Source organism: Hymenobacter sp. H14-R3 (assembly GCF_030063445.1).
Lineage (GTDB): Bacteria > Bacteroidota > Bacteroidia > Cytophagales > Hymenobacteraceae > Hymenobacter.
Genome location: NZ_JASITD010000021.1, coordinates 16,883 through 35,896, shown reverse-complemented (window position 1 = coordinate 35,896; position 19,014 = coordinate 16,883). Strand labels below are relative to the sequence as shown.

Annotated in this window: 18 protein-coding genes and 1 tRNA gene; 10 read left to right on the top strand and 9 right to left on the bottom strand. The window is 61.0% G+C overall.

What is annotated here, in order from left to right; genetic code table 11:
- The first annotated feature begins 75 nt into the window (after window positions 1–75).
- The 3 genes from sppA to QMK33_RS17435 all read left to right on the top strand — a co-directional run bounded on the left by sppA (window position 76) and on the right by QMK33_RS17435 (window position 4,856).
- The gene (sppA, locus tag QMK33_RS17445; protein WP_283565899.1) at window positions 76–1,845 is read left to right on the top strand and encodes a signal peptide peptidase SppA; all 1,770 of its coding nucleotides are present in this window, start codon (window positions 76–78) and stop codon (window positions 1,843–1,845) included.
- 141 nt (window positions 1,846–1,986) lie between these two features.
- Window positions 1,987–3,876 carry a M1 family metallopeptidase gene (locus QMK33_RS17440; RefSeq protein ID WP_283565898.1) on the top strand — a complete coding sequence of 630 codons (1,890 nt, stop codon included), beginning with the start codon at window positions 1,987–1,989 and terminating at the stop codon, window positions 3,874–3,876.
- 164 nt (window positions 3,877–4,040) lie between these two features.
- Complete coding sequence (locus tag QMK33_RS17435) at window positions 4,041–4,856, top strand: purine-nucleoside phosphorylase (protein ID WP_283565897.1); 816 nt, start codon at window positions 4,041–4,043, stop codon at window positions 4,854–4,856.
- On the opposite strand, the gene QMK33_RS17430 is transcribed toward QMK33_RS17435, so the two are convergent.
- The 4 genes from QMK33_RS17430 to trxA form a co-directional block, all read right to left on the bottom strand.
- Window positions 4,830–5,567 carry a M48 family metallopeptidase gene (locus QMK33_RS17430; protein WP_283565896.1) on the bottom strand — a complete coding sequence of 246 codons (738 nt, stop codon included), beginning with the start codon at window positions 5,565–5,567 and terminating at the stop codon, window positions 4,830–4,832. The genes QMK33_RS17435 and QMK33_RS17430 overlap by 27 nt on opposite strands.
- Before the next feature lie 26 nt (window positions 5,568–5,593).
- Entirely contained in the window at window positions 5,594–6,463 is an 870-nt protein-coding gene (locus QMK33_RS17425) for a DUF4249 domain-containing protein (protein WP_283565895.1), read from the bottom strand.
- 94 nt (window positions 6,464–6,557) lie between these two features.
- A complete protein-coding gene (locus tag QMK33_RS17420) occupies window positions 6,558–8,858 on the bottom strand; it encodes a TonB-dependent receptor (protein ID WP_283565894.1) in 2,301 nt (766 codons plus the stop codon).
- Between the two features lie 363 nt (window positions 8,859–9,221).
- The gene (gene trxA, locus QMK33_RS17415; RefSeq protein WP_283565893.1) at window positions 9,222–9,530 is read right to left on the bottom strand and encodes a thioredoxin; all 309 of its coding nucleotides are present in this window, start codon (window positions 9,528–9,530) and stop codon (window positions 9,222–9,224) included.
- A 230-nt stretch (window positions 9,531–9,760) separates the two neighbouring features.
- On the opposite strand from trxA, the gene QMK33_RS17410 reads away from it, so the two are divergent.
- From QMK33_RS17410 to QMK33_RS17380, 7 genes are all read left to right on the top strand, one after another.
- Window positions 9,761–10,510: a polysaccharide deacetylase family protein gene (locus QMK33_RS17410; protein WP_283565892.1), complete on the top strand. Its 750-nt coding sequence runs from the start codon at window positions 9,761–9,763 to the stop codon at window positions 10,508–10,510.
- A gap of 45 nt (window positions 10,511–10,555) precedes the next feature.
- On the top strand, window positions 10,556–11,668 hold the full coding sequence (locus tag QMK33_RS17405) for a glycosyltransferase (protein WP_283565891.1): 1,113 nt from the start codon (window positions 10,556–10,558) through the stop codon (window positions 11,666–11,668).
- Window positions 11,669–11,678: 10 nt separating this feature from the next.
- Window positions 11,679–11,939 (top strand): GNAT family N-acetyltransferase, encoded by a 261-nt coding sequence (locus QMK33_RS17400; protein WP_283565890.1) that lies wholly within the window; start codon window positions 11,679–11,681, stop codon window positions 11,937–11,939.
- A gap of 9 nt (window positions 11,940–11,948) precedes the next feature.
- Window positions 11,949–12,131, top strand: a complete 183-nt coding sequence (locus QMK33_RS17395; RefSeq protein WP_283565939.1) for a GNAT family N-acetyltransferase — start codon at window positions 11,949–11,951, stop codon at window positions 12,129–12,131.
- Between the two features lie 119 nt (window positions 12,132–12,250).
- Complete coding sequence (locus QMK33_RS17390) at window positions 12,251–13,030, top strand: TatD family hydrolase (protein WP_283565889.1); 780 nt, start codon at window positions 12,251–12,253, stop codon at window positions 13,028–13,030.
- Between the two features lie 19 nt (window positions 13,031–13,049).
- The gene (locus tag QMK33_RS17385) at window positions 13,050–14,135 is read left to right on the top strand and encodes an asparaginase (RefSeq protein ID WP_283565888.1); all 1,086 of its coding nucleotides are present in this window, start codon (window positions 13,050–13,052) and stop codon (window positions 14,133–14,135) included.
- A gap of 85 nt (window positions 14,136–14,220) precedes the next feature.
- Window positions 14,221–14,308 (top strand) — tRNA-Ser (locus tag QMK33_RS17380).
- A gap of 172 nt (window positions 14,309–14,480) precedes the next feature.
- Here QMK33_RS17380 and QMK33_RS17375 read toward each other — a convergent pair.
- The 5 genes from QMK33_RS17375 to QMK33_RS17355 all read right to left on the bottom strand — a co-directional run bounded on the left by QMK33_RS17375 (window position 14,481) and on the right by QMK33_RS17355 (window position 18,862).
- Window positions 14,481–15,179, bottom strand: coding sequence for a hypothetical protein (locus QMK33_RS17375; RefSeq protein WP_283565887.1), 699 nt, complete (start codon window positions 15,177–15,179; stop codon window positions 14,481–14,483).
- 325 nt (window positions 15,180–15,504) lie between these two features.
- Complete coding sequence (locus QMK33_RS17370; protein WP_283565886.1) at window positions 15,505–16,089, bottom strand: TetR/AcrR family transcriptional regulator; 585 nt, start codon at window positions 16,087–16,089, stop codon at window positions 15,505–15,507.
- A gap of 64 nt (window positions 16,090–16,153) precedes the next feature.
- On the bottom strand, window positions 16,154–16,834 hold the full coding sequence (locus QMK33_RS17365) for a cytochrome b/b6 domain-containing protein (protein WP_283565885.1): 681 nt from the start codon (window positions 16,832–16,834) through the stop codon (window positions 16,154–16,156).
- Between the two features lie 62 nt (window positions 16,835–16,896).
- Window positions 16,897–18,138, bottom strand: coding sequence for a pyridoxal phosphate-dependent aminotransferase (locus tag QMK33_RS17360; protein WP_283565884.1), 1,242 nt, complete (start codon window positions 18,136–18,138; stop codon window positions 16,897–16,899).
- Window positions 18,139–18,220: 82 nt separating this feature from the next.
- Window positions 18,221–18,862, bottom strand: a complete 642-nt coding sequence (locus QMK33_RS17355; RefSeq protein ID WP_283565883.1) for a bifunctional nuclease family protein — start codon at window positions 18,860–18,862, stop codon at window positions 18,221–18,223.
- Between the last annotated feature and the right edge of the window lie 152 nt (window positions 18,863–19,014).

Below are 19,014 nucleotides of genomic sequence, written 5' to 3'. Positions count from 1 at the left end.
CGATTTTTAACTAACCAGCCAGCCGCGCCATTCGAATCAGCGAAATCCGCGCAATCTGTCTAAATCTGCGATTTTATGGGACAATTTTTTAAGTTTGTGCTGGCCACCCTGGTGGGCTTGCTGGTGTTTTCGTTGCTGGGCGTTGTGCTGCTGGTTGGGCTGGGCGCGGCTCTTGGCAGCAGCTCCGATAAGCCCGTGGCCAGCAACTCGGTGCTGGAGCTGAAGCTCGACAAGCCGATTTCAGAACGTAAGGAAAGCGCTGACCTGTTGAGCAGTAGCGGCTCCACCATCGGGCTGGTAGGGCTGAAGGAAGTTATCCGCCGGGCCAAAGCCGACGGCGATATCAAGGGCATCCTGCTCAACCTGGAGCTGGTGCAGGGCGGCATGGCCTCGCTGGAGGAAGTGCGCGACGCGCTGCTCGACTTCAAAAAGAGCGGCAAATTTATCGTGGCGTACCACGAAATCGCCTCCGAAAAAAGCTACTACCTTTCGTCAGTTGCCAACGAGATTTACCTGAATCCGCAGGGCACGCTGGAGTTCAACGGCCTCAGCTCGGAGGTGATGTTCTACAAGCGGCTGTTCGACAAGGCGGGCATTGAGCCCTACATCTTCCGGGTGGGCTCCTTTAAGAGCGCCGTAGAGCCGTTTTTCCGCGAAAACTTCTCCGACTCGGCCCGCTACCAAACGGTGTCGTACCTCAACTCGCTCAACAACCACATGATTGGGCAAGTAGCCAAGAGCCGGCAGATTGCGGTGCCCCGCCTGCACGTTATCTCCGACTCGATGCTGGTGCACAACGCCAAGGATGCCCTGCGACTGCACCTCGTGACCAAGCTCGGCTACTACGACGAAGTGCAGGATTACCTGCGTAACAAGCTGGGCGTGAAGGCCGATAAAAAGCCCAGCCTCGTGAGCCTGAGCGACTACCAGAACAACAACAAAACCGACGAAGGCAGCACCAGCGGCAACCGCATCGCCGTTATCTACGCCGAAGGCGACATCGTAAGCGGCCGGGGCTCCGACGATAACATCGGCAGCGACAAGTTTGCCGAGGCCATCCGCAAGGTGCGGCTCGACGACAAGGTGAAGGCCGTAGTGCTGCGCATCAACTCGCCGGGCGGCTCGTCGCTGGCCTCCGACATTATTTACCGCGAAGTGCTGCTCACCAAGAAAGTAAAGCCCATTATCGCCAGTATGAGCGACGTGGCGGCCAGCGGCGGCTACTACATCGCCATGGCCTGCGACACCATTGTGGCTCACCCCAACAGCATCACGGGCAGCATCGGCGTATTCGGCGTGCTGCCCAATATTCAGCCCTTACTAGCTGATAAACTGGGCATTACCGTGGACCGCGTCACTACCGGCAAGTTCTCCGACCTGCCCACCATCACCCGCGCCCTCTCGCCCTACGAGAAGCAGCAGATGCAGCAAGCGGTGAACGAGATTTACGCCGACTTCACCAGCAAGGCCGCCCTGGGCCGCCACATGCCGGTCGAGAAGCTGCGCCGCATTGCCTCGGGCCGCGTGTGGAGCGGCACCGAGGGTAAGGAAATCGGCCTGGTCGATGTGCTGGGCTCGTATGAGGACGCGCTGAAAATCGCGGCTGCCCGCGCCCACCTCAAGGGCGACGACTACAACGTGCAGCGCCTGCCGCGCCAGAAATCAGCGGTGGAGAAGTTCTTCGGCCGCTTCACCGGCGGCGATGAGGACGAGCAGGCCGCCGCCGAGGCCCGCCTGCTGCAAGCCAAGCTGGGCCCGCTTTACCCGGCCGTGCGCCAGTACCAGCAGCTTATGCAGATGCGCGGCGTGCAAGCCCGCCTGCCGTATGAGCTGGAAATCAAGTAATTGACTAATAAGTAAAATAAAACGTCATGCTGAGCTTGCCGAAGCATCTCTACCACGCCGCTGGGGTTACCAACCCTACTGGCGTGGTAGAGATGCTTCGGCAAGCTCAGCATGACGTTCTGGATTAACCCTGATTCCTACATGAAAACCCCATCTTTTCGCCTGGCTGTCAGCGCCTTTGCGCTGGCCGGCCTCGCCCACACGGCCACCGCTCAAACCACCCTCTACCAGCCCCGCGACATCAAGCGGGCGTTTGACAAAGGCACCCGCGCCGCCGACGGCCGGCCCGGCCCCAAATACTGGCAAAACACGGCCCGCTACAATATCACGGTGCAGGCCGCGCCGCCCGCCCGCGACATCAAGGGGCGTGAAACAATTACGTATTTCAACAACAGCCCCGATACGCTGAAGAGCCTGGTTATTCGGCTTATCCAGAATATTCATAAGCCCGGCGTGTCCCGCGACGGCGACGCCTCGCCCGACTACCTGACCACCGGCGTGGCCATCGACTCGTTTGCCGTGGGCGGGCAGGCGCGGCCCTACAACGGGCGCGGGGCAGCCACTGCCCAAACCATTGCGCTGCCCAAGGCCCTGGCGCCCCACGACTCGGTGCGGCTGTCGTTTGCCTGGCATTTCCCCATTTCGCTGGAAAGCGGGCGCGAAGGCATGTTGGATAAAACGACGTTCTTCCTGGCCTACTTCTACCCGCGCATCGCGGTGTACGACGACTACAACGGCTGGGACCGTCTGCCGTTTGTGGATAGCAAGGAATTTTATAACGACTTCAACAACTACACGTTGCGCGTGAAGGTGCCGGCCAACTACATTGTGTGGGCCACCGGCACGCTCCAAAACCCGAAGCAGGTGTTGCAACCCGCCTTCGCCAAGAAGCTGGACAAATCGATGACGAGCGAGGCGATTATGCACATCGCCACGGCCGCTGATTTGGCCAAGAAAAACATCACCGCCCAGCAGCCCTTCAACACCTGGGTGTGGAAGGCCGACGACATTTCGGACGTGACCCTGGCCTTCAGCGACCACTACGTGTGGGACGCGGCCAGCGTAATCGTGGACCCCGCCACCAAGCGCCGGGCCAGCGTGCAGGCCGCCTACGCCGACTCGACGGTCGATTTTCGCTCGTCCGTCAAGTTCAGCCAGAACGCGCTCAGCTGGTTTTCGCGCAACTGGCCGGGCGTGCCCTACCCGTTCCCGAAAATGACGGTCATCCAGGGCTTTGCCGACATGGAATACCCCATGATGGTGAACGACAGCCCCCAGAAAGACCTGCAATTCGCGCAGCTGGTGCAGGACCACGAAATCGCCCACACGTATTTCCCGTTCTACATGGGCATCAATGAGAGCCGCTATGCCTTCATGGACGAGGGCTGGGCCACCACGTTTGAGCTGCTCATTGGGCGGGCCGAAAACGGCGTGGCGGCGGCCGACGAGTTCTACCGCAAGTTTCGGGTAAACCGCTGGATAAATGACCGGTCTACGGCCGAGGACCTGCCCGTTATCACGCCCAGCAGCGAGCTGAGGGCGGGCTACGGCAACAACTCCTACGGCAAAGCGTCGCTTAGCTACCTGGCCCTCAAGGACATGCTGGGCGATGAGCTGTTCAAGAAATGCCTGCACGCCTACATGGACCGCTGGCACGGCAAGCACCCCATTCCGTGGGATTATTTTAACTCGATGAGCAACGCCTCGGGCCAGGACCTGACGTGGTTTTTCAACAACTGGTTTTTCAGCAACGGCTATATTGACTTGGCTATCAGTAAACTAGATAAAACGGCCAAGGGCACTACGGTATCCCTCAAAAACGTGGGTGGCTTCGCCGTGCCCGTCGACCTGAAAGTGACCTACGCCGACGGCAGCACCGAAACCCTGCACCGCTCGGCCGACATCTGGCGCGCCAACCAGCAGCAGGCCAGCTTCGTTATTCCGGCCGGCAAGGTGGTGCAGGCCGTGGCCCTTGACCACGGCCTTTACATGGATGCCGACCCCAGCAACGACCGTCTGACGGCGCAGTAAAGTCATAAGTACTTGTTATAGAACGTCATGCTGAGCTTGTCGAAGCATCTCTACCACGCCGTTTGAGTCGGTGACCCCCGCGGCGTGGTAGAGATGCTTCGACAAGCTCAGCATGACGTTCTTTTATAATTTTCGCGTAAACACTCAATCTGATTACTCTCCCAATGCAAGCCATTCAAGAAGCCGCCGCCTATATTCAGGCCCATTCTGCTAATTTCCAACCTACTACGGGCATCATTCTCGGCACCGGCCTGGGCGCGCTGGCCCGCGAGGTTGAGGTAGAATTTGAAATCAACTACGCCGATATTCCCAATTTCCCGCTCTCGACGGTGGAGAGCCACGCCGGCCGCCTGCTGCTGGGCACGCTGGCCGGCCACAAGGTAGCCGTGCTGCAAGGCCGCTTTCACTACTACGAGGGCTACACCATGCAGCAGGTAGTGCTACCCGTGCGCGTGCTCAAGCTGCTAGGCATCAGTCAGTTATTCGTGAGCAACGCGGCTGGTGGGCTAAATCCCGAGTTTGCGCTGTCGGATTTGATGCTCATCGACGACCACATCAACCTGCTGCCCGGCAACCCGCTCATCGGCCCCAACCTGGATGAGCTGGGCCCGCGCTTCCCCGATATGTTTGCGCCGTATGATGCTGATTTGCTGGCCCGTGCGCGTGCCGCCGCCGTGGCCCTGGGCTACGGCAGCACCACGCAGCGCGGCGTGTACGTGGCCGCGCCCGGCCCCATGCTCGAAACCCCCGCCGAGTACCGCTACCTGCGTACCATCGGGGCCGATGCCGTGGGCATGAGCACGGTGCCCGAGGTTATTGCCGCCCGCCACATGGGGTTGCCCGTGCTGGCCGTGTCCGTCATCACCGACCTGTGCTACCCCGGCCAGCTCAAGCCCGTGGTTATCAGTGAGATAATGGCCGCCGCCGCCGTGGCCGAGCCCCGCCTCACGGCCCTAATGAAGGCGCTGCTGGCTGGCTAGCAAGGCTTTCGCCTGCTGCCAGCCGGGCAGCAGGCGGGTTTGCAGCGCGTAAAACCGGGCCGAATGGTCGGGTACCAGCAGGTGGCAGCACTCGTGCACCAGCACGTAGTCGATGCAGGTTTCGTCGGTGCGCACGAGGTCCACATTCAGGCGAATGCGGCCCGTGGCGGGCGTGCAGCTGCCCCAGCGCGTCTGCATCTGGCGCACAAACAGGGTCGGCACCGGCAGCCTAAATTCCGCAAACCGGGGCCAGGTGCGCGCCAGCGCCTGGGCAAACTGCGCGGCGGCCTGCTGCCGGTACCAGCCGGCCAGCAGCGCCGCCGTGCGCTCGGGCGCGTGGGGCGCGGGGTAGGCCACTACTAATTGGTTATCAAGGAGCTGCACGGCCGGCCGCGTCGCGTCAATTATCAATAAGCTATATTCCTGACCCAGAAAAAGTTGCGATTCACCGCTGAGGTATTGGCGGGCGGGCACCACCGGCCGCGCCGCCTCAAACCGGGCCTGGTGCTTCAGTATCCAGGGGGCTTTGCGCAGCACCTGCTCGGCCACCCAGGCGGCCGGGGTGCCCAGGGGCGCGGCCACGTGCACCGCGCCGGTAGCCAGCACCCGAAAGCCTACGCTACGCCGCCGGCGAAACTCCAGGTGGTAGGCTACTTCGTGCGGGCCGTAGCGCACGGTGTGTTGGGCGGCAGGAGCGGCAGTTTTGGGCAAAATATTAAACCAGTTACGTACTACAGCTACTTCAATACCACCCGGCGCTGGTCGCTCACCAGCACCGCAAACACGCCGATGCCGCCCTGCACGGTGCTGTGGATGCCCGAAGGCTGCGAAAACGGGTTGCCATTGGCATTGCGCGCATCGCGTATCGACTGCCGAAAATCATAAAACAGCGAGTCGATGTGGTAGAGCGTAGCCGTTACAGTATCGTTGGGCCGGAAGCGGTAGGTGGTTACCTGCGAGTAAGGCTGGCCGTTGAAAAGCCTGTCCGTGAGGGTGTTATCGGTTTCAGAATTATTGGCCGGCTTGCCCTTGTGCAGCATCAGGCGGTAGTAGTCGCGGGTAGTGCCCAGGTCGGTCCACTTGGTTTGGAAATACGCCTTCTTATTATCGCCGGTGAGGTCGTTGAAGCGGTAGCGCACCGAGTCAATCGGCACGAACGTGGGCACAAGGGTGGTGCCCGTGATGTGCCGCCCGCGCTTGTCCTGCGCATCGAGGCCAAACTGCTGGCCCGCCCGCGCCACGATGGGAGCCGTGCCGATGTGCGTAAAATACTTACCAGTAAGGGGGTTGATGCCGGGCAGGAAAATCATCTTCATGGCTCGCCCGCCGGGCAGCGTAAGCGTCACCGCCACATCGGTAGGCAGCTGCACCGTTTGCCCATTCTCCAGCTTCAGAATCTGAGAGCCAGCCGCAATGGCCTGGCCGTCGTCCAGATACGGAACCGATTCGGTAATGGTAAGCTGCGGTATCACCCCGTTCTGCAAGTAGCATTCGGCCACGAGCTGGTTGGCGTAGTAGGGCAGGGGCACGTTCACATCATTCTGAAACTTACCGCAACCCGCCAGCATCACCCCACTCAAAACGCCCAAAAACAAACGAACTTCCATAAAAAACAAAACTAAAACCGTATCCAAAAAAAGAGAAAAGCCAGCCGCGAAGCGGCGTATCTGCGAAATCCGTTGAATCCGTTTGAATCTGCGGTCAGAGTTTGAAATTGTACGTCACGGACGGAATAAACGGAAACAGCGATACCTGCTGCGCCCGGTAGCCGGTCACCTTATCGGTGGCCTTGTCGCGGGTTTGGTCGAAGTAAATGAAGTAGGCATTGCGCCGATTATAAGCGTTGTAGATGCTGAACGTGAGGTCGCGCTCGCCGCCAATGCGTGAGGGGCGCAGCTTGTACACCATGCCCAGGTCGAGGCGGTGGTAGGGGATGAGCCGGTACGAGTTGCGGTCGGGGTAAATGGGTATCGCCTGAATGCCACCCTGGTAAACATCCTGAATGGCGAAGCGGCCCAGCGGCAGCGTAGTGGGCGCGCCACTCGTGTACACAAAGCTGGCCGTGAGGCTGATACGCGCATTGAGTTGGTGAATAACCACCACCGTCAGGTTGTGCCGCCGGTCGTAGTTGGGGTAAAAATCCTGGCCATTATTAATGCCCGTAGTACCCAGCTGCGGCGGAAAGTTGCGCTTGGTCCAGGCCAGGGTGTAGCCCACCCAGCCAGTGGTTTTGCCGGTCTTCTTTTCCAGATACAGCTCGTTGCCGTAGGCCCAGCCGCGCCCGAACAGGAACTGCGAGTCGAGGTCGTTATTAGCAAAAATCTGCGCGCCGTCCTTGAAGTCAATCTGGTTGCGGGCCCACTTGTAGTATACCTCGTTGGTAAGCAAGTACTTGCCGCCGCCCAGTAAAAAGCTCGCGCCCGTGCTCACCTGCTGCGAGCGCTGCGGCAGCACCGACAGCCGCGACGGATACCAGATATCGGTGGGCAGCGACGCGCCCGAGTTCGACACGAGGTGAACATACTGGTACATAAGCGCATAGCTACCCTTAAGCGCGATTTTGTCGCTCAGCAAATAGCGGCCCGACAAGCGGGGCTCCAGGCCGCCGTGCAGGTCGGTGCCGCTGCGAAAGCCCGTGGCCCGCAGGCCCAGCTCGGCCTGGAGTTTCTCACTAACCTTCACGTTGTCAGAGATATACAAGCCGCCTTCCTGGCCGGTGTAGCTCACGTCGGAGCCGAAGTTCACGCTGTTGTCCTGCGAGCTGCGCTGTAAGCGACCCACGCCAAAGTTGTGGTGCGTGAGCGCCGCCCCAAACCTGATGGTGTGCCGGTCGTTGGGCAGGTAGTCGAAATCGGCGCGCCCGGTGTAGTCCAGAATGGTGGAGCCCAGGTCGAAGCTGAACTGGTCGAGGCTGTTGCCCAAATTGTACTTATAGTTGCTCACCGAGGCCGTGGTGTTCAGCGTGAGCCGGGGCGAATACACGTGCTGCCAGCGCAGCGCGCCCAGCGTGTTGCCCCAGGTAAACTTGGCCTGGAAGCCATTGGGAGAGGTAAAGCCGAATACGTCGCGCCCCAGGTAGCCGGTCAGAAACAGCTGGTCCTTGTCGCCCAGCGTATAGTTGCCCTTGGCGTTGAAGTCGTAGAAATAGTAATCTGGAATGGGCGTGTAGTCTTCCTTGCCTTCATTGGCGCGGTTGAGGGCGCGGGTAAAAATATCGAAATACGTGCGCCGCCCGCTCACGATAAACGAGCCCTTACCCTGCTGAATCGGCCCCTCAAAGCTGAGGCGCGACGAGATGAGCCCGATGCCGCCCGTGGTCACAAACTTGCTACGGTCGCCCTCGCGCAGCTTCACATCGACCACCGACGAGAGCCGCCCGCCAAACTGCGCCGGGAAACCCGATTTGTATAAATCAACGCTCTGCACGGCGTCGGAATTAAACACCGAGAACAGCCCGAACAAGTGGTTGGGGTTGTACACCACCACGTTATCCACAAGCACCAGGTTTTGGTCGGACGAGCCGCCGCGCACAAACAGGCCGCTGCTGCCCTCGCCGCCGCTCTGCACGCCGGGCTTCAGCTGCAAGGTTTTCAGGATATCAACCTCCCCAAACAGCGCCGGCAGCAGCTTGGCCTCGCGGATGCTGAGGTGCTCGACGCCCATTTGGGTCGATTGCAGCTTTTGCTTCAGCGTTTGCTGGCCCTGCACCACTACCTCGCCCAGCTCGCTGGTAGCCGCAGCCAGCGTAAAGTTGTGCTGCTGCGGCCGGCGCAGGTTAACGTTCAGCGTTTGCGACGCGTAGCCCACAAACGACACTACCACTTGCTGCGGCCCCTCGGGCAGGCTCAGGCTAAACCGGCCATCGGCGCCGGTAGCAGTGCCCAGACTCAGGGCTAGCACGGTTACCGAAGCGCCGGGCAGCGCGCCCCCATCGGCCCCGCGCACCAGGCCGCTGAGCACGTGCTGCGCCTGCGCCCAGCCCGGGCGCGGAGTAGCCAGCAAGAGCGCTCCCGTAATTAATAATCCGTATCGACGCGCTTTTCCGAACATACTCAAAACTACGCCGCTACGGGCGGCAATTCACCAAACCCCCACGCGGAAAAGCAAGTTCGCCGGGTGGGGAAACCGGGTTGGGGAGGGTGGCTGAGGCCAGCCGCTTACCGTGGTATTTGGTACATAAGGTTCAAGCAGGAGTTTGTTTTCAGTACAAGAACCTATTTGTTAAGTATAAATAATAAGCTGCTGAAAATAGTATGGCAGCTTAGTAATGCTTATTGTAAAGCGTTGAATAGCAAGAAATTATTCCACCAAAACGCCCAGCCACCGCAAGGCAGCCGGGCGCTAAAGCCAGCGTAAAGCCAGCGGCTAGCTCAGGTGCTGGCTCACAGCCTGGCCAATTTGGGCGGCGGGTACTACGCCCGCCTGCCGCCACACCGGCTTTCCCTGGCTGAAGAGAATGAGCGTGGGAATGCTCTGCACCTTGAATTGCTGGGCTACGGCGGGGTTTTTGTCCACGTCGATTTTGATGATGCGCAGCTTGCCCTCGTGCTGGGTCGCCACCTGTTGCAGAATGGGGGCCATCGTTTTGCAGGGGCCGCACCAGTCGGCATAAAAATCGACCAGCACGGGCATGCCGGGGCTGTTGATGAGTTCGGAGAAGGACTTGCGGGGCATGGCGTTTTGAATGAAGTAGAAGAGCTGAAGAAGTATGAAGTAGGTACTTGGTGTGGGAATAGGCGCGCTTTTTCCACGAGCACGTACTTTCGCGCCTGCTTAGTGTACGTTCGCCACCAATAAACAGCGGCTGCCCCGCCGCGGCTAAGCCGGTATTTTAATTTCTCCTTCCTAATTCTTCCTTCCTAATTAATTCCCCCCTCACCCGCCCGCCGGCCTGGCTGCACCCCTTGTTTCCGGGCAGCGAGTGGCGCGCCGCGCCGGCCGGCCCCACGGGCCGCCCGCGCCTCTACCTCACCTTCGACGACGGCCCCATTCCGGAAGAAACGCCCTGGGTGCTGGCGCAGCTGGCCGCCTACCAGGCCCCGGCCACGTTTTTTTGCGTGGGCGACAACCTGGTCCGCCACCCCGAAATAGCCCGCGCCGCCCTGGCCGCCGGCCACCGCCTCGGCAACCACACCCAGCACCACCGCAGCGCCTGGAACACGCCCCGCGCTACCTACCTGGCTGGCGTGGCCGAGTGCGCAGCGTTGTTGAGAGGGGAGGAGGATTTTAGGGTTGGAGGGTATGAGGGTAGGAAGGTAGAAGGGTATGAGGGTAAGGGAGTAGGAGAATCTGATGAAAATAAAGTGCTACTCCCACACCCTCCTACCCTCACACCCTCCTACCCTCACTCCCCAATACCCTCCTATCCTCACACCCTAAAACCCCTTTTCCGCCCGCCCTATGGCCGGCTCACCTGGCCGGTGCTGCGCGCGCTGCGCCCGCACTACCGCGTGGTAATGTGGAGCCTCCTCACCCGCGACTACGACCTCAGCCTCGCGCCCGAGCGCGCCCTGCGCCTCACGCTGGCCGCCACCCGGCCCGGCGATATCCTGGTGCTGCACGACTCGCGCAAGGCCAGCCGCTCGCTGCGCTTTTTGCTGCCGCGCCTACTGGCGCACTATAGCGCGCGCGGGTTTGAGTTTGGGCTGGTGTAGCGCCGGGCGCGGGGGTACTTTTGCGGCATTGTTTTCCGTGATGCTGTGGGGGTAATCTGTCTTTTTTACTGCGCGCTGTGGCTGCTCGTGATGGCCTACGCTACCTGGCGGCTGGCCACGCGGCGCGGCGCGGCGGCCCCGGCGGCGCTGCCCACGCCCGCGCCCCGCGTGAGCATCCTAGTGGCCGCCCGCAACGAGGAAGCGGCCCTGCCGCGCTGCCTGGCCAGCCTGCGCGCCCTCGACTACCCGGCCGAGCTGGTCGAAATTCTGGTGGGCGACGACGCCAGCACCGACCGCACCCGCGCCGTGGCCGAAGCAGCGCTGGCTGGATATAGTGGTGATTATCAAATAATTAGCATTATTGAAAACCTGGGTCAGGCGCGTGGCAAGGCCAACGTGCTGGCCCACCTCGCCCGCGCCGCACAGGCCGAGTACCTGCTCATTACCGATGCCGATATTGCCGTGCCGCCCACCTGGGTGCCGGCCATGCTGGCCCACGCCGCGCCCGGCGTGGGCACCGTCACGGGCCTCACGGTGGTGGCCGGCCCCGGCTGGCTGGCCCGCCTCCAAGGGCTCGATTGGCTGATGTCCCTGGCCCTCATTCAGGTGGGTACTGAGGCTGGCCAACCCATGACGGCCATGGGCAACAACATGCTCATCACCCGCGCCGCCTACCGGGCCACCGGCGGCTACGAGGCGCTGCCCTTTTCCGTCACCGAAGATTTTGCCTTGTTTGAAGCCGTGAATGCGCAGGGGTTTGGCTACCGGCAACTGTTTGAGCCGGCCGTGCGGGCGGTGTCGCTGCCCACCGGCTCGTGGGGCGCGCTGGTGCGGCAGCGGCTGCGCTGGCTGCGCGGCGTGGCGGCGCTGCCCTGGCACGTACAGGCCGGGCTCATTTTTTTTAGCGGCTACTGGCTGGCGGCGCTGGGCCTGGCCGTGGCCGGCCGGCCGGGGTTGGCGCTGGCCGCGCTGGCGCTGAAAATTATCGGCCACTACGCCCTGGCGCGGGCGGCCAGCCACCGCGCCGGGTTGCCCCGCCCGGCGTGGTGGCTGCTGCCCGCGTTTGAAATCTATTCGTTGGTACTTACCACGCACCTCACGCTGGCCCGCTTCCTGGGCCGCCGCGGCGTAGAGTGGAAGGGCCGGCAGTATCAATGAGTAAGGAGCAATGAATAAGGAGCAGCGTATTGATAATCAAGGCGTAGCGCCCTGCCTGATTCAGCCTGTTGCGGCGTCCGGCACCTACGCCCTGCGCCACGCTGTGCTGTGGCCCGCCAAGCCGCTGGCCTACGTGCAGCCGCCCGACGATGCGGCCGGGCAGCACTTCGGCGCGTTTGTGGCGGGCGCGCTGGTAGCGGTAATTTCGCTGTTCGTGGGGCCCGATGGGGTGGCCCGCTTCCGCAAGTTTGCCACCGACCCGGCCTGGTAGGGGCGGGGCCTGGGCACGGCGCTGCTGCGGCACGTGCTGGCCACCGCCCGTAGGCAGGGCACGCGTTTGCTGTGGTGCGCTGCCCGCCAGCACACGCTGCCCTTCTACCAACGCTTTGGCCTGGCGGCCGAGGGAGTGGTTTTTTACAAAGACAACGTACCCTGCCTGCGGCTCAGCGGCTCACTTACTTAGCAGAAAATAAGTATTCGCCAGAAAAGCAGTTTGCCATTGAATTAGTGGCAGCGCCTTGTTAGTCAAAATGAAAGCTAAAAGCTAGCCGCTAAAGGCTAATAGCTCACAACTTATTGATAATGAATTTAATAGAAACCCACGCCCACCTCTACTCCGAGCAGTTTAAGCCCGACCAGGCCGAGGCGCTGCACCGCGCCGTGGCGGCCGGCGTAGGCACCATTCTACTGCCCAACGTGGACCGCACCACCATCGACGCCATGCTGGCCCTGGAGGCCGCCGCGCCCACCACCTGCCTAGCCATGATGGGCCTGCACCCCTGCTCCGTGGGCCCCGATTTTGAAAAGGAGCTGCAACTAGTGGCCGACTGGCTGGCCAGGCGCCCTTTCGTAGCGGTGGGGGAGTGCGGCATCGACCTCTACTGGGACAAAACCTATCTGCCTCAGCAGCAGGAAGCTTTGCGCACGCAGCTGCGCCTGGCCAAGCAATATGACCTGCCCATTGTGCTGCACACCCGCAGCGCCTTCGAGGAGGCGTTTGAGCTGGTGGCTGAGGCGCAGGACGGCAAGCTGCGCGGCGTGTTTCACTGCTTTTCCGACGGCGTGGCCGAGGCCGAGCGCATTATCGCGCTGGGCGGCTTCAAGCTGGGCATTGGCGGCGTGGCTACCTTCAAAAATGGTGGTCTCGATAAGGTGCTGCCCCACATTGACTTAGCCCACCTGGTGCTCGAAACCGACTGCCCCTACCTGGCCCCCGTGCCCTACCGCGGCAAGCGCAACGAGCCCGCCTACCTGCCGCTGGTGCTGCACCGCGTGGCTAGTCTGCTGAGCCAGTCGCCCGAGGCCGTGGCCGCCGCTACCACCCGCAACGCGCAAGAATTATTTCGCCTGGCCGCCCAATAGTGCGCTGATTACTAGCCTCATGCCTACCAACCTGCCCCTGCTCACGCTGCCTACCGCCGCCGACGCGACCGATGCCACTGCCCCGCGCCTGCTCATCCTCTACACCGGCGGCACGGTGGGCATGGTCATCAACGAGCGCCAGGAGCTGGTGCCCATGCACTTCGAAAAGCTGGATAGCCAGCTGCCCGAGCTGCGCCAGCTGCCCTACCGCCTGGAGCTGCTGGCCCTGCCCCAGCCCATCGACAGCAGCAACGTAACGCCCGCCAACTGGCTGCTGCTGGCCCGGCTCATCGGCCATCACTATGCCCATTTCGATGGGTTTGTGGTGCTGCATGGCACCGATACCATGGCGTATTCGGCGGCGGCGCTCAGCTTTTTGCTCGAGCACCTGGGCAAGCCCGTGGTGTTTACGGGCGCGCAGGTGCCGGTGGGCCGCACCCGCTCCGATGCGGCTCGCAACCTACTCACGGCCTTGGAGATAGCTGCCGCCCGCCACCCCCGTGCCCATACCGTGCGCCTGCCCGAGGTGGGCCTGTTTTTCAATGATGTGCTTATTCGGGGCACCCGCGCCAAAAAAGTGGAAAGCCAGCAGTTTGCCGCCTTCAAAAGCGAAAACTACCCGCCCCTGGCCCGCGCCGGCATCAACCTCGATTTTAACGACAAGAGTATTCGACTGCTGCCCGCCGCCCGGCTGCACGTGCACCAGCAGCTCGAAGAAAAAGTGGCCGTGCTGCGGCTCTTCCCCGGCATCACCGAGGCCGTGGTGGGGGCCGTGCTGGGCGTGCCCGGCCTGCGCGGCTGCGTGCTCGAAACCTACGGCTCGGGCAACGCGCCCACCGCGCCCTGGTTCCTGGATTGCCTGGCAAAAGCTTGTGCCAGTGGGGTTTATATCCTCAACGTGAGCCAGTGTGAGGAGGGCCGCGTGGTGCAGGGCCGCTACGAAACCAGCGCCCACCTCACCGACCTGGGCGTAATCGGCGGCGACGACATCACCACCGAGGCGGCCATCACCAAGCTCATGTTTGTACTGGGCCTGGGTCGGGGCGAGGCCGAAACGCGCCACCTCCTCAGCCACGACCTGCGGGGCGAAATAAGCCCCGTGTAGGGGTAGTAATCGCCCTTTTACATCCAAAAACCCGTAAGCAAACAACCAAAACCCCCAACCTTGCCCTATCTTTGCACCCCCATTCAGAGAGGTGTCCGAGTGGTCGAAGGAGCACGCCTGGAAAGTGTGTATAGCCCAAAAGGTTATCGTGGGTTCGAATCCCATCCTCTCTACTAAAAGCCCCATTTGCAAGCTGCAAGTGGGGCTTTTGCGTTGTCAAAAAGTAGTTTGAGAACTACCACTCAGTATAGGCGCTGCGCATTGGCCAAGCGCCGGACTGGCCTGCCCGGGTAAAAAAGTGCGTCAACGCTTGGTGGAGCGCGCTTTCGTAGGCAGCGGGTAAGCTTACGTTTTTCTGAATCCAAGCGCGGGGTTTAGCAGCAGTAGGCCCGTGTTGCCGTAAAGCACCGTGCCCACCTCGCCCCCCAGGGCTGCGTCGGCGGGCGCATACGCCAGTTCGGCGGGCTTGGGCAAGTGACTGCACACGGCGCATACCAGCCCCTCCTGCTGCCAGAGAGCCAGCATGTGAAAGTTGATTTGGTTGCTTGGCTCCCATTCGCCACTGTTATCCAGCTTGACCCGTATTTCTGTGGTAGCATTGCGCTCGGTGTAGGCCTCCACCCACTGCTGCTGCTGGTAGTCAAGTACATCGGGGTAAGCAACGGGGATATCGTTCATGCCGCGGCCATGCTTGTAGTGGCTTTGCGCCACCGCGCTCATCTTCCCATTCGTAAGGCAGCGACTGATGCCAAGATGGTTGAAAAAAGCCTGTTGCGCCCATTGAAATTGGTGCAGCCTCCCCTCCAAATTATTCGTAAAGCCCAAAGGCACCTGCGCGTTGGCATCCGCACGCTGGTTGATGCTGGTGCGGTACACGTAGAGCGCAGTGCAGGTAGTGGGAATTATCACCAGCGACATCAACCCAATTGAAAGCCAGGCGTGTTGAGGGTCGTCCAGCACAGTGATGATGAGTAACCAGCTGGCGAAGAGCGTCCAGCAAACGGCTGCGATGAAAGCGATGTAGGCGAGTACGCGGGTAGGCATAGCCGTAAAAGTAGCGCGCCAGCTTCTGTGTCCTCTTTTCGTCCCGCAACGGGCGAGCTTATTCCCTTGAAGTGGGTCATCGTGCGAGCTTCGTACTCGCACTGGCTAGGTTTGCTGTTGGCCGGACGGCCGCGATTTCGTGAGTAATAATTTCTGCTTATAGCTTGCTTCAAGAAGGCCTCTGCTATTCTAAGTAGGCTGGCCAAGGCTCCAAGACGAGGATTGATTTATAGTATAAAATACTGACTTTCAATTGATTATACTAAAATAAAAAGGGCCACTTCTTGAATAAGGAGCGGCCCTTTTGTTGTGGTCTTTGACTGGGTTACCGCTGCTCCAGCCCACCCAGCAGCACGGTAATAATGTTGTTTTCCAGCTCCTCGGCGGTGAGGCCCCGGCCCGGGCGGTACCATAACTCGACCCAGCGCACCGCCGAAAGCACCGTAAACAGCGCCACCGACGCATTGACGGGCCGAAACTCGCCGGCCGCAATGCCGGCCTCAATCAGCGCGGCAAAGCCTTTTTCGTAGCTCTTGCGGGCCTGCTTGAACTCGGTGAGGCGCGGCTCGGGCAGGTATTTCCAGTCGTGGTTGGCCACCGATACGGCCGCGCCGTCTTCCACCATCAGGCGAATGTGCAGGCGCACGAGTGATTTTATTTTCTCGCCGTACGGAATAGCAGTACGCTCTATTTCATGTAGTTGCGAGATGTACGTGTCCGAAATGCGGAAGCAGATGGTATCCAGCAGCTCGTCTTTCGACTTGATGTGGTTGTACATACTAGCGGCCTCCATGCCCACCTGCCCGGCCAAGTCGCGCATCGACGTGCCGCTGTAGCCCCGGTCTTTGAAGAGCTTGGCAGCTTCGGCCAGAATCAGCTCGCGCTTGACCGATTTTTTCGTTTTAACCATGGCGGGTGGGAGAAGGAAGTAGCGGCAAAGTTACTGCCCCGTGCGCCAACCTAACGACCGTTTATTAAGAGTTGTGCGGCGTTTTGGCGCGGGCCGCGCCGCTCACCATGCGCGAGATTAAGCCGTGGTCCTTGGTGATTTCCACCCACACCACGCCCGCCACGTGCAGCACGATGTAGCCGATAATGACGTACATCGTCGCGCTGTGCACTTCTTTCACGGTATGCTCAATGTTACCCAAAAAGGCGACGTCATCGGCCCAAATCAGCCCCAGCCCGGTTATTACCATAAGGGTGATAGCCAGGTAGAACACCGCGTAGGTGAGTTTGGCCAGCAGCGCGTGCCGGGCGTCGGCGTGCTCGGCCGGGGCGGCCAGTTTGTAGCGGCGGGCGGCGGCCATGAGGCGCGCCCCAAAGCGCCGGCCGGCCGGGTCCAGCGCCTGCATCACCGTCCAGAACAGCCAGAAGGCCGCCAGCGTCACGCCCATCCATATGTGCCAGGCCCAGATGCGCTCGCTGATAACGTGCGCCACGGCCCGGCCCTGCTGCTGCGTAAGCGTGCCGCCACCTTTGGTAATGGCGGCCTGAAACTCGGGCACGGCTCCCTTAGCATTCACGATAACCTTCTGAAACAGAATGGTTAGCAGCTGGCCCGATACCAACGTGGCATTTACCCAGTGCCATGCGCGCATGGCGGCCGAGTAGTCGTGGGTAGCGGTGGCGGGCGGGGCAGTAGTGGCTTGCATAAAGGGGGGGCAGTGAACCCTCTCAGACGTAATTGCCAGCCTTGCTGTTACTTAAAACTACCTTAAGAAAAATTGCTGGCCGTTTCCAGCGCCTCCGTTGGCTCTGGTATGCGGCCGGGGTACACCAGCAGCGCCTGCTCCAGGCAGGTGAGGGCCAGGTCGAGGTCGTGCAGGTTCAGGATGTAGGCCAGGCGCACCTGTTGCTGGCCCAGGCCGGGCGTTTGGTAAAAGCCATTGGCCGGCGACAGCATCAGCGTCTGGTTTTCGTAAGCAAAATCCGTTAGCAGCCACTCGCCGAAGCGCTCGGCATCATCCACCGGCAGGTGGGCCATTACGTAGAATGCGCCGCCCGGTAAGGGGCACTGCACACCGGGCATGGCCCGCAGGCGGCGCACGGTGAGGTCGCGGCGGGCCTGGTACTCGGCCCGGTTTTCGTCGAAGTAGCTTTCGGGCAGGGCCACGGCGGCCTCGCCCAGCAGCATGCCCAGGCCGGGCGGACTTATGCGCATCTGGGCAAAGTGGAAGGCCGCCTGAAACACGCGCTGGTTGCGCGTCACGAGCGAGCCTACCCGCGCGCCGCAGGCGCTGTAGCGCTTTGAAATAGTATCCAGCACCACCACGTACTCTTCGCCGCCGGCCAGGTTGAGCGCGCTGATGGAGCGCGCCCCGTCGTAGCAATACTCGCGGTAGGCTTCGTCCGAAAGCAGGTACAGCTGGTGCCGCCGGCACAGGCTCAGCAGGTCGTTCAACTCGGTCTGCGTGTACACGTGGCCCGTGGGGTTGCTGGGGTTGCAAAGCAGAATAGCCTTGGTGCGCGGCGTAATAACCTGCTCAAAATCAGCCAGTGGGGGCAGGGCAAAGCCATTGTCGATGGTGCCCGTTACGGGCACTATTTTCACGCCCGCTGCCACGGCAAACGCCGTGTACGTACCGTAAAACGGCTCGGGCACCACCAGCTCGTCGCCGGGGTTGAGGCACGTGAGCAACGCAAATAAAATGGCCTCGCTGCCGGCCGTAGTCACCATTATTTCCTCCACGCTCACCTCAATGCCGGCGCGGTGGTAGTAGGCCATCAGCTTCTGCCGGTAGCTGTCGGTGCCCGCGCCGTGGCTGTAGGCCAGCACCCGGATGTCGGCCTTGCGCAAGGCCTCAAACAGGCTGGGCGGCGTGGCAATATCGGGCTGGCCAATGTTGAGGTAGTACACCTTTTTGCCCTGCTGCTCGGCAGCCTCGGCAAATGGGGCCAGCTTGCGAAACGGGGAAACGGGCATTTCCTGCCCGCGCTGCGACACGGATAACGACATAGTACTAAATATTTTACAGAAAGCAGATACCTAAAAGTCCCGGCCGAGGTATCGGCCGGGACTTTGATAAGGGAGGAGCAGCTTAGCCGTTACGCTTATTGAGCTCGTCTCGAATTTTGGCGGCTTTTTCGTAGTCTTCCTTTTCCAGCGCCTGCGCCAACATCTTGGTTAGCTCATCAAGCGAAACCTGCCCGCTGGGCTCACGCGCTTCGGTGGCCTTCGCCGCCGGGCGGGCGGCCTCGCTGTCGCTGTCGTCTTCGTCCTCCTCGTCGTGGTCGTCCTCATCCTCGCCTTCTTCGCCGGCCTCGTCGAGGTCGGACAGGATGATGCCGGCTTCGCCCAGTACGCTCTCCACCGTGAAGATGGGCACGCCGAAGCGCAGGCCGATGGCGATGGCATCGGAGGGTCGGGCGTCAATCTCAAACGTGGTGGCCCCGTCGGAGCACACGATGCGCGAATAGAAGACGCCTTCCTTGAGGTCGGAGATAACTACTTCAATAATAGTTACATGCACGTGTTCGGCAAAGGCCTTGAACAGGTCGTGCGTGAGGGGGCGGTTGGGGCTGATTTTTTCAATCTGGATGGCGATGCTCTGCGCCTCAAACATACCGATTATAATCGGCAGGCGGCGATTGCCATGCTTCTCGCCCAGGATGAGGGCAAAAGAGCCGGATTGCGACTGCGAGGAGGACAGGCCCAGAATTTCGAGCGGAATTTTTTTCAAGGTTCGCGGGGACGTTTCGAGTCCGGTGAAACGGGTAGTGTGAGTTCTCTACGACAAATAAAGCGCTTACGGCCGGAAACGGCTCACGAAAATCGCCAAATTTGTAGTTAAATAAAAAATAAAGACCGTCATGCTGAGCTTGCTGAAGCCTC

What these genes read in the sequence shown, in the direction of transcription:
- QMK33_RS17370 (WP_283565886.1), bottom strand. Translation starts at nt 16,089, where the DNA reads ATGGTTAAAACGAAAAAATCGGTCAAGCGCGAGCTGATTCTGGCCGAA.
- QMK33_RS17365 (WP_283565885.1), bottom strand. Translation starts at nt 16,834, where the DNA reads ATGCAAGCCACTACTGCCCCGCCCGCCACCGCTACCCACGACTACTCG.
- QMK33_RS17435 (WP_283565897.1), top strand. Translation starts at nt 4,041, where the DNA reads ATGCAAGCCATTCAAGAAGCCGCCGCCTATATTCAGGCCCATTCTGCT.
- QMK33_RS17375 (WP_283565887.1), bottom strand. Translation starts at nt 15,179, where the DNA reads ATGCCTACCCGCGTACTCGCCTACATCGCTTTCATCGCAGCCGTTTGC.
- QMK33_RS17425 (WP_283565895.1), bottom strand. Translation starts at nt 6,463, where the DNA reads ATGGAAGTTCGTTTGTTTTTGGGCGTTTTGAGTGGGGTGATGCTGGCG.
- QMK33_RS17400 (WP_283565890.1), top strand. Translation starts at nt 11,679, where the DNA reads ATGAATAAGGAGCAGCGTATTGATAATCAAGGCGTAGCGCCCTGCCTG.
- trxA (WP_283565893.1), bottom strand. Translation starts at nt 9,530, where the DNA reads ATGCCCCGCAAGTCCTTCTCCGAACTCATCAACAGCCCCGGCATGCCC.
- QMK33_RS17360 (WP_283565884.1), bottom strand. Translation starts at nt 18,138, where the DNA reads ATGTCGTTATCCGTGTCGCAGCGCGGGCAGGAAATGCCCGTTTCCCCG.
- QMK33_RS17440 (WP_283565898.1), top strand. Translation starts at nt 1,987, where the DNA reads ATGAAAACCCCATCTTTTCGCCTGGCTGTCAGCGCCTTTGCGCTGGCC.
- QMK33_RS17390 (WP_283565889.1), top strand. Translation starts at nt 12,251, where the DNA reads ATGAATTTAATAGAAACCCACGCCCACCTCTACTCCGAGCAGTTTAAG.
- QMK33_RS17385 (WP_283565888.1), top strand. Translation starts at nt 13,050, where the DNA reads ATGCCTACCAACCTGCCCCTGCTCACGCTGCCTACCGCCGCCGACGCG.
- sppA (WP_283565899.1), top strand. Translation starts at nt 76, where the DNA reads ATGGGACAATTTTTTAAGTTTGTGCTGGCCACCCTGGTGGGCTTGCTG.